The following is a 12,294-nucleotide window of genomic DNA, read 5'->3' as shown; positions in this document are numbered from 1 at the left end:
ACACACCCTACGGGAGAGCGGGGCCGCCACAAGCATGAACCGTGCGCCGGAGGCGTCGAGTTCCCAGAATGGAGGAAAACGTCCACGGAAACGAAAAGGCTCCGTATTTCCGTGGACGTTTGCCACATCCGCACGGCGGTCCCCGAATGTCGCGGGGGCCCGGGCTCCGCGGGGCGCCTCAGCGGCCCTTGCGGACCCCCGCGGCCAGTTCCGTGGTGAGCGCCCGGACCCCGGCGATCCCGGAGGCGAGGTCGGGGGCGTCCAGCAGCCGCCGGATGAACGCCGAGCCGACGATCACGCCGTCGGCGAACCCGGCGACCTCGGCGGCCTGGGCGCCGTTGCCGACGCCGAGCCCGAGCCCGATCGGCAGCCGCGCACCGGACCGCTCGATGATCTCGCGGGTGCGCTCGACGAGCCGGGGCGCGCCGGTGTCGACGGCGGTGCGGGCACCGGTGACGCCCATCAGCGACGCCGCGTACACGAACCCCCGGGACGCCGCGGTGACCGTCTCGATCCGCTCGTCGGTGGAACTGAGCGCGACGAGGAAGACCCGGTCGAGGCCGTGCTCGTCGGACGCCGCGAGCCAGGCGCCGCCCTCCTCGGGCGTCAGGTCGGGCGTGATCAGTCCGCTGCCGCCGGCCGAGGCCAGGTCGCGGGCGAACGCGTCGACGCCGTAGTGGTCGACGGGGTTCCAGTACGTCATGACGAGGGTCGGGACGCCGGTCGCGGCGACGGCCTCGACCGTGCGGAACACGTCGGCCACGCGGACGCCGCCGACGAGGGCCTGGTGCACCGCGTCCTGGATGGTGGGGCCGTCCATCATCGGGTCGGTGTAGGGCAGGCCGATCTCGATGACGTCGCAGCCGGCGTCCACCATCGCCGTGGCGGCCTCGACCGCGCCCTCGAACGAGGGGAACCCGGCGGGCAGGTAGCCGACCAGCGCGGCGCGGCCCTCCTCGCGGGCCTTGTCGTAGGCGTCCCGGACGCTCATTCGACGTCCCCTTCCGGCATCAGGCCGAAGAAGGAGGCGGCCGTGTGCATGTCCTTGTCGCCGCGTCCGGACAGGCACACCACGACGGTCGCCTCCGGGCCCAGCTCCTTGCCGACCTTGAGCGCTCCGGCGAGCGCGTGCGCGGACTCGATGGCGGGGATGATCCCCTCCGTCCGGCACAGCAGCGCGAACGCCTCCATCGCCTCGGCGTCGGTGATCTCCCGGTACTCGGCGCGGCCGGAGTCGTGCAGCCACGAGTGCTCGGGGCCGACGCCGGGGTAGTCGAGGCCGGCGGAGATCGAGTGGGTCTCCATGGTCTGGCCGTCGTCGTCCTGGAGCAGGTAGGTGCGCATGCCGTGGATGACGCCGAGCGAGCCGCCGACCAGCGTCGCGGCGTGCTTGCCGGTGGCGACGCCGTCGCCGCCCGCCTCGAACCCGTACAGCCGGACGGACGCGTCCGGGACGAAGGCGTGGAACGTGCCGATCGCGTTGGACCCGCCGCCCACGCACGCGACGACCGCGTCGGGCAGGGCGCCGGTCAGCTCCAGGCACTGCCGCCGCGCCTCGACCCCGATGATCCGCTGGAAGTCGCGGACCATCATCGGGAACGGGTGCGGGCCCATCACCGAGCCGATGCAGTAGTGGGTGTGCTCGACGCTGGCGACCCAGTCGCGGAACGCCTCGTTGCAGGCGTCCTTGAGCGTCCTGCTGCCCGTGCGGACGGGGACGACCTCGGCGCCCAGCATCCGCATGCGGGCGACGTTGAGGGCCTGCCGCTCGGTGTCGACCTCGCCCATGTAGACGGTGCACTCCAGGCCGAGCAGCGCCGCCGCCGTGGCGGTCGCGACGCCGTGCTGGCCCGCGCCCGTCTCGGCGATCACACGGGTCTTGCCCATCCGCCGGGTGAGCAGCGCCTGGCCCAGCACATTGTTGATCTTGTGCGAGCCGGTGTGGTTGAGGTCCTCGCGCTTGAGCAGCACGCGGGCGCCCGCGTGCTCGGAGAAGCGCTTGGCCTCGGTCAGCAGGCTCGGGCGGCCCGCGTAGTTCGCGAGCAGGTCGTCCAGCTCGGCGGTGAACGCGGGGTCGTTCTTGGCGGTCTCGAACTCGCGGGTGAGCTCGTCCAGCGCCGCCATCAGCGCCTCGGGGGCGAACCGTCCGCCGAAGGGGCCGAAGTGGCCGCTCGCGTCGGGGACGGCGGTGTCGATGGTCATGAGGGAAACGCGTCCTGTCGGGAAGTCGAGATACGGGGCCGTCTGATCAGTGGATCGGGACGGCCCGCCATCGCTCCCGCAGCGGCTCTGCCAGCATGCCCGTCACCCTACCGTTGTGTTGGCAGGCGCCGACCCACGGCCCTCGCCCAACGACCGTGCTCAGCAGGCCCCGACACGGCATCGCGTGATCACCAGACCGCCGCGCAGCGGGTCAGGGCATGCGTGTTCAAGTGGCCCCAGCCGTCACGCGGGCGCGTTGACTGAGCGGTGGGGGCGACGCCGGAGGCAAGCCCCCACCGCGAAAATCGCGAAGCGATCCGCGCCCGCACAAGATCGGTCACTGCCCGAGCCGCCAGGCGAGGGCGGTGGGCCGAGATTGCAATGAACACAGCCGCCAGGCGAGCGGCCGTGGGTTGGGACTTCAATAAACACAGCTGCTAGCCCTGGCGGAGCGCTGGGTGGGCGCCGGCGGCGACCAGGTCGGCGACCGCGGCGCGCGGGTCCTTGCCGATCACCAGGCTCTCGCCCACCAGCACCGCGTCGGCGCCGCTGGAGGCGTAGGCGAGCAGGTCGTGCGGGCCCCGCACGCCCGACTCGGCGACCTTGACGACGTCCTTGGGGATCAGCGGCGCGACGCGGGCGAACACGCCCCGGTCGACCTGGAGGGTGCGCAGGTCGCGGGCGTTCACGCCGATGACCTTGGCGCCCGCCTCGACCGCCCGGGCGGCCTCCTCCTCGGTGTGCGCCTCGACGAGCGGCAGCAACCCGATCGACTCGGCCCGCTCCACCAGCGATACCAGCGCGTCCTGGTCGAGCGCGGCGACGATCAGCAGCGCCATGTCGGCGCCGTGGGCCCGCGCCTCCCAGAGCTGGTAGGAGCTGACGATGAAGTCCTTGCGCAGGACGGCGACGTCGACGTTGGCGCGCACCGCGGCGAGGTCCTGGAGGCTGCCGCCGAAGCGGCGCCGCTCGGTGAGCACGCTGATCACCCGGGCGCCGCCGGCCTCGTAGTCGCGGGCCAACGCGGCCGGGTCGGCGATCGCGGCGAGCGCGCCCTTGGACGGGCTGCTGCGCTTGACCTCGGCGATGACGGACACGCCCTGCCCGCGCAGCGCGGCGAGCGCGTCGCGCGGGGACGGGGCCTGCGCGGCCTTCTCCTTGAGTGCGTCGAGCGGAACCTCACGCTGCCTGTCAGCGAGATCGGCCCGGACGCCCTCGATGATCTCGTCCAGCACGCTCAAGGTGATAGGCCCCCTATTTCCGGTCGTTCCGTGCACCGATCGTAGCCGCCCCTCCGGACGCTCCCGGCACCCGGGAGCCCCCGCCCGAGCCCTCAGGGGGCAAGGGCATGACCGAAGGGGAGGTTCCGGACGATCCAGTACACCGCGAGCACGCCGACGAACCCGTACGCGATCACCGGCTTGAACAGGACGGACCGCATCGGCAGCCCCCGCGACGCCAGGTACGTCCACCTGGCGTACATGTAGGCGAACACCGGCAGCAGCACGAACAGCAGCGGGTTGAAGCCGAACGCCGTGCCCACGTCCCCGTGGGTGAGCGCGTGGACGAGCCGGGTCGCGCCGCACCCCGGGCAGTAGTAGCCGGTCATCGCCAGGAACGGGCAGCCCGGGTAGTGCCCCGGCTGGTTCGGGTCGCGGAACGCGACGACGACCGCCCCGGCGGCGACCGCGCCCGCCACGAGCAGCTGGGGACGCAGGGCCCCCAGCGACACCCGTCCGGGCGGGTGCGGCGGCTGGACGGGCACTCGGGTCACGTCCCCACGATAGACCGCCCCGCCCACCGGACCGCCCTGCCCACCAGTGCCCGCCGGGACCTATCGGTCGAGGACGTAGCCGACGCCGCGGACGGTGCGGATGGGGTTGTCCTCGCCGAGCTTGGCGCGCAGCTGCGCGACGTGGACGTCGACCGTGCGGCTGCCCGCGCCGGCGCCGGGCCCCCAGGCGGCGTCGAGGAGCTGCTCCCGGGTGAAGACGCGCCCCGGGTTGCCCATGAGGAACTCCAGGAGGTCGAACTCGGTGACGGTGAGCGCGACGCGGCGGTCGCCGACGCTGGCCGAGCGGCCCCGGGTGTCGAGCGCGACGGGACCGGCGTGCAGCAGGCCGGGCGGCTCGGGGACGCCGGTGCCGCGCAGCGCGTCGGCGACGGCGCCGACCAGGACGCGGGGCGCGAACGGCCGCTCGACGCGGCGGTCGCCGAGGACGCGGGCGAGCGCGGCGTCCACGGGCCCGGTGACCGCGATGACGGGCGCGGGCGCGGCGGCGTCGGCGACGCGCCGGTACAGGTCGGCGGGCAGGGCGGACACCGACAGGTCGAGGACGACCAGGTCGGGGGCGGCGCGTCCGGCGGTGGCGGGCGCCTCGGCGGGGTCGGGCTCGATCTCGACGTCGTAGCCCTCGCGGGCGAGGTAGCGGCGCTGGAGCTCGGCGACGGCGGGGTCGTGCTCGGCGACGAGGACGACCCCGGCCCCGGGCCCGCCCGGGTCGGCGGTCACGGACGGCCGTTCCGGCGGGCGGTGGGGTCCTCGCCGCGGTCGAGGGACTTCCAGAGTGCGGACGCGTCGGCCCCGGCCTCCCCGCTCGGCTCGCCGTCTCCGGCGGGCGGGGCGGTCTGGGCGGTCGCGCGTGCGGGGGCGCGGCGGCCGGAGGCGCGGTCGTAGCGGGCCGACATCCCGGGCCAGCGAGTGCCCCGGACGAGCGTGAGCAGGCCGCCCACCGCGAGGACGACGCCGCCGGTCACCGACACCATCCACCACAGGTTCACGTCGATCGCCGGATGCGCGTCGAGGCTCACGAGCGTGCTGCGCTCGCCCGCCGCGTCCAGCACGCGCGAGTCGCGCACGGCGGCGGTCGAGGCCCACACGACACCGGCGCCGAACACCGCGGTCAGGGCGCCGATGGCGGCGCGGACGCGACCGGAGGTGGCGAACAGCGCGGCGAGGGCGGCCAGCCCCGCGAGCGCGAGGGCGCCCGGCGTGCCGCCGAGGTCGCGGCCGCTGAGCTGGTGCGCGACGGGGGTGATCGAGTCTCCGGCGTGCACGGTGGCCCAGGGCCGCCCGGCGGCGAGCAGGGCGAGCCCGGCCCCGGCGGCGCACAGCAGCGCCGTCAGGCCGCGTTCACGCCCGGGGGTCATGAGCCGGAGTCAGGGCGCTCCCCGACCACGGCGGGGAGGGGGTCGGCGTCCCAGCAGGTGCGGTCGCCGGTGTGGCAGGCGGCGCCGACCTGGTCGACCTTGACGAGGATCGCGTCGGCGTCGCAGTCCAGCGCGACCGACTTGACCCACTGCTGGTGCCCGGAGCTCTCGCCCTTCACCCAGTACTCCTGGCGGCTGCGCGACCAGTAGGTGCAGCGGCCGGTGGTCAGCGTGCGGTGCAGGGCCTCGTCGTCCATCCAGCCGAGCATGAGCACCTCACCGGTGTCGTACTGCTGGGCGATGGCGGGCAGCAGCCCGGCGGGGTCGCGCTTCAGCCGGTCTGCGATCTTCTGGTCCAGGTTGGACGGTCGAACGGACATGGGCTCCATTGTGCCCGCTGCGGTGGCGCGGCCGGGACCGCCCCCGCCGGAGCCCGGGACAGGAAGCGGAGCCCCGGGACACGAAAGGGCCCGTCCCCCGGAGAGGGGACGAGCCCTGACGTACGACTACGGGCCTTACAGGGGGACGACCTGGTCTGCCTGCGGCCCCCGGTTACCCTGCGTCACCTCGAACTGGACGCGCTGGTTCTCGTCCAGCGTGCGGTAGCCGGAGGACTGGATGGCCGAGTAGTGCACGAAGACGTCGGGACCGCCGCCGTCCACGGCGATGAAACCGAAGCCCTTCTCGGCGTTGAACCACTTCACGGTGCCCTGCTGGGGCATGTCTTTCTCCTTGCGGCAAAACACGGGCCCACACCTCGCGGGCCCGGCGCGGTCGCTGCGGAACGCCCTCGCCCCCGGTACGGTCCCGGAAAAGCCAAAACGCCCGCTGCCATCAGTCCGCGGGCGTCTGGACAAACGATCGAGAACCACGACTGCAACCGACGGGCCCCACCGTATCACCGCTTCCACGTAAAGCGGAGGAGCTACAAGGCTTGCGTTTCTTCTCTCGGCGAACCCTGCCGTTACCTGCCCGTTAAAGACTCCAACCGGTCTCGGTCAGGGTCTTGACAGAGTCCGTGGGCCCGGTGAGGCGGACGCGCGCCGCGTCCCGGCGGCCGACGGCCCACAGGACGAGTTCCCCTACGGGACCATGGACGCGCACGGGGCCCGGCACGCCCCGCCCCGCCGCGCCCCGCGGGCCGCCGCGTCCGCGCCGGTCGCCGCCGGATACCCGCAGGCTGCGCCCGTCCGGCTGCACCAGTGTTACCTCAACGTGAACTTTTCTTAGGACAAAGCGGGCAATTTTAATCCTGCGCCAGAGGAGTTCCTCCAGTTCGCCCGACAGCTCCCTGGGCTCCCAGTCCGGGCCCGCACGCAGGACGTCCTCATGGTGGACAAAGAACTCCACGGCGTTGGCGATTTTGTCCATACCGGGAAGGGCGGCCGGGGAGAACTTCGGCGGACCCTGACGAAACCGTTCCACCAGCACATCGAACGGGACGGTACGCGCCGCGCGCCGCCTGACGCGCTCGGTGTAGAAGGCGAGCGGCTGGAGGAGTATTCCCGGGCCGGCGTCCACCCGCCCCTCGCGGACGACGAGGTGGGCGGCGAGGTCACGGGCGTCCCAGCCGGCGCACCGGGTGGGCGCGTCCGGGCCCGCGGCGGCGAGCGCGGCGGCGAGCCCGCGCCGCTCCTCGCGCACCGGATCGGTCCGCGCGGGGCCGTCCGCCCGGGGCCCTCGGGGGTCCCGCGCGGCGTCGTCGTCGGGCGTGCTCATTGCATGATCGTAAGCCGGGGCGGCCGCGCCGGGAATAAGCGTCCGCGGCGGATGGTAGGCATATCCAGGCCCGCATACCCCCCGAGCGCGGAACTCTGGGGGCATTTCGCCCGGGCGCCGCCGATCGAGGAGTACGCCGTGCCGCCAGCGTCCAGCCGCGCCCGTCCACCCGTCCTGCGCGAGGGAATGCGCGTGCTGTGGGTGGCCGTGCGGGCCGAACCCCGGGCCTTCACGATCTCCGTGCTCGCCAGCGCGCTCTACGCCGCGATGACGGTGACGACCGCGCAGGTGCTGGGCTGGGCGACCGAGGACGTCGTGCTCCCGGCGTTCCGGTCGGGGCACACGACGGCGGGGGCGCTGTCGGGCGCGGCGGTGGCCATCGTCGGCGTCGCGGCGCTGAAGGCGCTGGGCGTGGCGGGCCGCCGGTTCTACGCGGGGCTCGTGCAGTACCGCATGCAGGCGTCCTACCGGCAGGCGGTAACGCGGCAGTACCTGCGGCTGCCGCTGGCGTGGCACCACCGGCACCCGACCGGGCAGCTGCTGTCGAACGCCAACGCCGACGTGGAGGCGACGTGGGCGCCGCTCGCGCCGCTGCCGATGGCGGTCGGCGTCGTGTTCATGCTGCTGATCGCGGCGGTGTCGATCGTCACGACCGACCTCGCGGTCGCGGCGGTCGCGTTCCTGATCTTCCCGGCGATCGCGCTGATCAACGTCGCCTACCAGCGCCGGCTGTCGCCGGTGGCGACCCGGGCGCAGCGGCTGCGCGCCGAGGTGAGCGAGGTGGCGCACGAGAGCTTCGAGGGCGGCCTGGTCGTCAAGACGCTCGGCCGCGAGCAGGACGAGACGGAGCGGTTCCGGGCCGCCGCGGAGGAGCTGCGGGACGCGAACGTCGCCGTCGGCCGGATCCGGGGCCTGTTCGACCCTGTGCTGGAGGCGCTGCCGAACCTCGGGGTGCTCGCCGTCCTGCTGATCGGGTCGGTGCGGCTGGACTCGGGCGCGATGACGGCGGGCGACCTGGTGCACGTCTCCTACCTGTTCACGCTGCTGGCGTGGCCGATCCGGGCGCTCGGCTGGGTGCTGGCGGAGGTGCCGCGCAGCGTCGTCGGCTGGGAGCGGGTGCGCGGCGTCCTGGACGCGGAGGGCTCCCTCCCGTTCGGGGACGCGGCGCTCGGCGAGGACAAGGCGGCGGCGCTGGAGGTCCGCGACGTCCGCTTCGCCTTCGAGGGCGCGGCCGAGAGCGGGGAGGGCGGGCGCGAGGTCCTGCACGACGTGTCGTTCGCCGCCGCCCCCGGCCGGACGGTCGCGGTGGTGGGCCCGACGGGGTCGGGCAAGTCCACGCTGACGTCGCTGCTGGTCCGGCTCGTCGACCCGGCGGACGGCTCGGTGCTGCTGGACGGCGTGGACCTGCGCGACGTGCGGCGGGGCGGCGTCGCCGCGTCGGCCGCGCTCGTCCCGCAGCAGACGTTCCTTTTCGACGACAGCGTGCGGGGGAACGTGACACTCGGGCTGGACGTCCCCGACGAGCGGGTCTGGGAGGCGCTGCGCCTCGCCCAGGCCGACGGGTTCGTCGCGGGCCTGGCGGACGGGCTCGACACGCAGGTCGGCGAGCGGGGCGCGACGCTCTCGGGCGGCCAGCGCCAGCGGCTCGCGCTGGCGCGCGCGCTGGTGCGGCGGCCCCGGCTGCTCGTCCTGGACGACGCGACCTCCAGCGTGGACCCGCGGGTCGAGGCGCGCATCCTGCAAGGCCTGCGGGAGGCGCAGTCGGGCGGGGACGGCTCGGGCGCGACCGTCGTGGTCGTCGCCTACCGCAAGGCGACGATCGCGCTGGCCGACGAGGTGGTCTACCTGGAGCGCGGGCGGGTCACCGCGCGCGGCTGCCACGCCGAACTCCTGGAGACGTCGGAGGGCTACCGCGAGCTGGTCAACGCCTACGAGCGCGCCGAGGCCGAGCAGGCGGCGGAGAAGGCGGAGCGGGAGATCGAGCGGGAGGCCGCCGAGGGCGGCGAGGAGGCCGTGGCATGACGACGCTGAGCGGGACGTCCACGACGGAGGGCGCGCTGAGCACGCTGCGGCGCGGGCTGGCGCTGAGCCCGGAGTTCCGGGCCGGGCTGCCGGTGACGCTGGCGCTCGCGCTGGCCTCGACGGCCGGGCGGGTGGTGGTGCCGATCGCCGTCCAGCAGACGATCGACAAGGGCCTGAACCACGCGGGCGGGCCCGACCTCGGGTTCATCCGCGCGGCGGTGCTGCTGTGCGCGGTCGCGGTGCTGATGACGGCGCTGTGCGCGTACGCGATGAACGTGCGGCTGTACAAGTCGTCCGAGGGCGGGCTGGCCTCGCTGCGGGTGAAGGCGTTCCGGCACGTCCACGACCTGTCGATGCTCACCCAGAGCGGGGAGCGGCGCGGCGCGCTGGTGTCGCGGGTGACGGGCGACGTCGACCAGATCAGCAACTTCATGCAGTCCGGCGGGCTCATGTTCATCGTGTCGATCGGCCAGCTGGTCGTCGCGAGCGTGCTCATGCTCGTCTACTCCTGGCAGCTCGCGCTGCTGGTGTGGGCGGCGTTCGTGCCGCTGGCGTTCGTGCTGCGCCGGTTCCAGCGGATCGTGTCGGCGGCCTACACGCGGGTCCGCGAGCGCATGGGCGACCTGCTCGCGGCCGTCAGCGAGTCGGTCGTGGGCGCGCCGGTCATCCGCGCCTACGCGGCGGAGGAGCGCACCGGGCAGCGCGTGGACGAGACCGTGAACGCCCACCGCCGCATGCAGACCCGCGCCCAGGCCATGGTCGCGCTCACGTTCCCGGTCAGCGAACTGGTCGCGGCCACGGCGACCGCCGCGGTCGTCGTGGCGGGCGTGCTGCTGGGCGTGGACGGGCACCTGACGGCCGGCGAGCTGGTCGCGTTCCTGTTCCTGGTGACGCTGTTCGTCAGTCCGATGCAGACCGCCACCGAAGTGCTCAACGAGGCGCAGAACGCCATCGCCGGGTGGCGGCGGGTGCTCGGCGTGCTGGACACCGTGCCCGACGTCGCCGACCCCGGCGAGGACGGCGAGGCCCTGCCGCGCGGGCCGATCGAGGTGCGGTTCGAGTCCGTCGGGTTCGCCTACCCGGGCGGGCCGCCCGTCCTGCACGAGGTGGACGCGACGATCGCGCCGCGCACCCGCGTCGCGATCGTCGGGCAGACCGGGTCGGGCAAGACCACGTTCGCCAAGCTCCTCACCCGGCTCATGGACCCGACGTCCGGGCGGGTGCTGGTGGACGGCGTCCCCCTGGACCGGGTCCGGTTCTCCTCCCTGCGGGAGCGCGTCGTGATGGTGCCGCAGGACGGCTTCCTGTTCGACGCGTCCCTCGCCGACAACATCCGCTACGGCAGGCCGGACGCGTCCGACGCCGACCTCGCCGCCGCGCTGGCGGAACTGGGCCTCGCCGACTGGCTGGAGGGCCTCCCGGACGGCCTCGCGACCCCGGTCGGGCAGCGCGGCGAGTCGCTGTCGGCGGGCGAGCGCCAGCTCGTGGCGCTGGCCCGCGCCTACATCGCGGGCCCCGACCTGCTCGTGCTGGACGAGGCGACCTCGGCCGTCGACCCGGCGACCGAGGTCCGCATCCAGCGCGCGCTGGACGGCGTCACCCGCGGCCGCACCGCGATCTCGATCGCGCACCGGATGTCGACCGCCGAGGCGGCCGACGAGGTGATCGTGTTCGACGCGGGCCGGATCGTCCAGCGCGGGCCGCACGCCGAGCTGGTGGCCGAGCCGGGGGTCTACGCCGACCTGCACGCGTCCTGGACGGCGCAGCGCGGCATCTGAGACGGTGCAGGGACGGTGCCGGCACCGTACCGGCACCGTCTCGGACGGTGAGGACGGCACGGCCCGGGGTAAAGCACTTGCCCGTTATCTGCTTGAGTGCGCATTCTTCAGGGGTGAGCAACGAGGTGTTGGAATCGGCGGGCACGCTGCACGGACAGTTGCAGCGGGGGTTGGGCAGGGCCGCGCGGCGCGCGGCGGACAGCGCGGGGGCGGGCGAGTTCGTCTACGACTGCATACGCCGCGATCCGCGCTGGGATCCGCAGTGCGAGTCGCGGGGGCTGTACTACGCGCGGCTGATGGTCGATCTCGAACTGCCGTCCGGGCCGGTGGCCGAGCACCTGTTCGATCCGTCCGACCAGACCGATCCGGACGACTGGCGGGTCGAGCTGGCGCTGGACGTGCTGTCCCACCTCGTGCGGTTGAGCAGGCGGGAGGCGGGGCTGCTGCTGCGCCGCTACGCCGAGGAGGGCGCGCACTGGTTCGACGCGCTGGACGTGCTGGTCGAGCTCGGCGACCCGGCGCTGACGATCGGGCTGGACGAGCTGGCCGCCGCGCGCTGCGACGACCGGGCCCTCGACATGCTGGTCCCGGGCGGCTACAACCCGGTGATCGAGACGTGGGCGGCGCGGCAGCCGCGGATCGCGGAGGCGCTGACCCGGCGGCGTGAGGCGGGCCGGGCGCGACGGCCCGCGGGCTCGGGCGCGCGGGGCGGCGAGCGCACCGAGGCCGAGCTGCTGGAGCTGGCGCGGCGGCAGGGCGAGGGCTCGATCGGGGCGATCTTCGAGCTGGGCCGCAGGCGGACGCTCGCGCTGCTCGACCTCGCCGAGGAGCTGCTGCCCGCGAGACCCAGCAGGTTCGGCGGCGCCGTCTGCCGGGCGCTGCGCGAGTACGGGCCCGAGACGCTCCCCCGGGCGCGCGCGTGGGCGGCGCAGCGGACCGGCTGCGAGGACATGGGGCTGCGCATCCTCGCCCGCTACGGCACCCGGCAGGACATCCCCTTCCTGATGGACGAGCTGCGCGGCGCCGTCGGCCGCCGCGAGTGGTGGGACGCCGCCAACCCGATCGAGGGGCTCGGCCGGCTGCGCGCGGGCGAGGCCGTCCCGCTGCTGAAGACCGCCTGGACCGAGTCGACCTACGCCTATCTGCGCCCGCGGATACTGACCGCGCTGACGCGCACCGCCCCGCACACCGCCGAGGCCTACACGGTCGAGGGCCTGTGGGACTGCGAGGAGGGCGTCCGGCGCGAGGCCGTCCGGCTCGCGCCGCTGACCGACGAGACACGCGTCCGCCTGCAACGCCTGCATCTGGACACCGCCGAGGACCACGACATCCGCGCCGCCGCTGCCGCCCGCGCCCTCTGACCCTCCTCCGAACCACAGGCTTCCCGACCACCGGCTGAACCCGCCCGGCCCGGGACGCGTAC

The 12,294-nt window shown here is 74.1% G+C and carries 12 protein-coding genes; 3 read left to right on the top strand and 9 right to left on the bottom strand.

The window, feature by feature from the left end; translation table 11 throughout:
* Positions 1-178 precede the first annotated feature (178 nt).
* The 9 genes from trpA to K2F47_RS07780 all read right to left on the bottom strand — a co-directional run bounded on the left by trpA (position 179) and on the right by K2F47_RS07780 (position 7,071).
* Entirely contained in the window at positions 179-991 is an 813-nt protein-coding gene (gene trpA / locus K2F47_RS07820; protein ID WP_242902081.1) for a tryptophan synthase subunit alpha, read from the bottom strand.
* Positions 988-2,202 carry a tryptophan synthase subunit beta gene (gene trpB / locus K2F47_RS07815; RefSeq protein ID WP_242902080.1) on the bottom strand — a complete coding sequence of 405 codons (1,215 nt, stop codon included), beginning with the start codon at positions 2,200-2,202 and terminating at the stop codon, positions 988-990. The genes trpA and trpB overlap by 4 nt, the downstream gene beginning before the upstream one ends.
* 437 nt (positions 2,203-2,639) lie before the next feature.
* A complete protein-coding gene (gene trpC / locus K2F47_RS07810) occupies positions 2,640-3,443 on the bottom strand; it encodes an indole-3-glycerol phosphate synthase TrpC (RefSeq protein WP_242902079.1) in 804 nt (267 codons plus the stop codon).
* A gap of 92 nt (positions 3,444-3,535) precedes the next feature.
* Entirely contained in the window at positions 3,536-3,976 is a 441-nt protein-coding gene (locus K2F47_RS07805) for a DUF2752 domain-containing protein (protein ID WP_242902078.1), read from the bottom strand.
* Positions 3,977-4,036: 60 nt separating this feature from the next.
* The gene (locus tag K2F47_RS41285; RefSeq protein WP_242902077.1) at positions 4,037-4,714 is read right to left on the bottom strand and encodes a winged helix-turn-helix transcriptional regulator; all 678 of its coding nucleotides are present in this window, start codon (positions 4,712-4,714) and stop codon (positions 4,037-4,039) included.
* Complete coding sequence (locus K2F47_RS07795) at positions 4,711-5,352, bottom strand: TIGR02234 family membrane protein (protein WP_242902076.1); 642 nt, start codon at positions 5,350-5,352, stop codon at positions 4,711-4,713. The genes K2F47_RS41285 and K2F47_RS07795 overlap by 4 nt, the downstream gene beginning before the upstream one ends.
* Positions 5,349-5,732, bottom strand: coding sequence for a phosphoribosyl-AMP cyclohydrolase (hisI, locus tag K2F47_RS07790; protein WP_242902075.1), 384 nt, complete (start codon positions 5,730-5,732; stop codon positions 5,349-5,351). The genes K2F47_RS07795 and hisI overlap by 4 nt, the downstream gene beginning before the upstream one ends.
* Before the next feature lie 135 nt (positions 5,733-5,867).
* Entirely contained in the window at positions 5,868-6,074 is a 207-nt protein-coding gene (locus K2F47_RS07785) for a cold-shock protein (RefSeq protein ID WP_018657218.1), read from the bottom strand.
* Positions 6,075-6,327: 253 nt separating this feature from the next.
* Positions 6,328-7,071 (bottom strand): TIGR03085 family metal-binding protein, encoded by a 744-nt coding sequence (locus tag K2F47_RS07780; protein ID WP_242902074.1) that lies wholly within the window; start codon positions 7,069-7,071, stop codon positions 6,328-6,330.
* Positions 7,072-7,257: 186 nt separating this feature from the next.
* Here K2F47_RS07780 and K2F47_RS07775 point away from each other — a divergent pair, with 186 nt between their 5' ends.
* The 3 genes from K2F47_RS07775 (at position 7,258) to K2F47_RS07765 (ending at position 12,232) form a co-directional block, all read left to right on the top strand.
* The gene (locus tag K2F47_RS07775; RefSeq protein WP_242902603.1) at positions 7,258-9,093 is read left to right on the top strand and encodes an ABC transporter ATP-binding protein; all 1,836 of its coding nucleotides are present in this window, start codon (positions 7,258-7,260) and stop codon (positions 9,091-9,093) included.
* Positions 9,090-10,871, top strand: a complete 1,782-nt coding sequence (locus tag K2F47_RS07770; protein ID WP_242902073.1) for an ABC transporter ATP-binding protein — start codon at positions 9,090-9,092, stop codon at positions 10,869-10,871. Before K2F47_RS07775 ends, K2F47_RS07770 begins: the two co-directional genes overlap by 4 nt.
* Before the next feature lie 113 nt (positions 10,872-10,984).
* A complete protein-coding gene (locus K2F47_RS07765) occupies positions 10,985-12,232 on the top strand; it encodes a hypothetical protein (RefSeq protein WP_242902072.1) in 1,248 nt (415 codons plus the stop codon).
* Positions 12,233-12,294 lie beyond the last annotated feature (62 nt).

Origin of the sequence: Actinomadura terrae, assembly GCF_022751215.1 — a bacterium.
GTDB classification, from domain to species: Bacteria; Actinomycetota; Actinomycetes; order Streptosporangiales; family Streptosporangiaceae; genus Spirillospora; species Spirillospora terrae.
The sequence above is the reverse complement of the archived record's forward strand: the minus strand, read 5'-3'. Positions and strand labels throughout refer to the sequence as shown.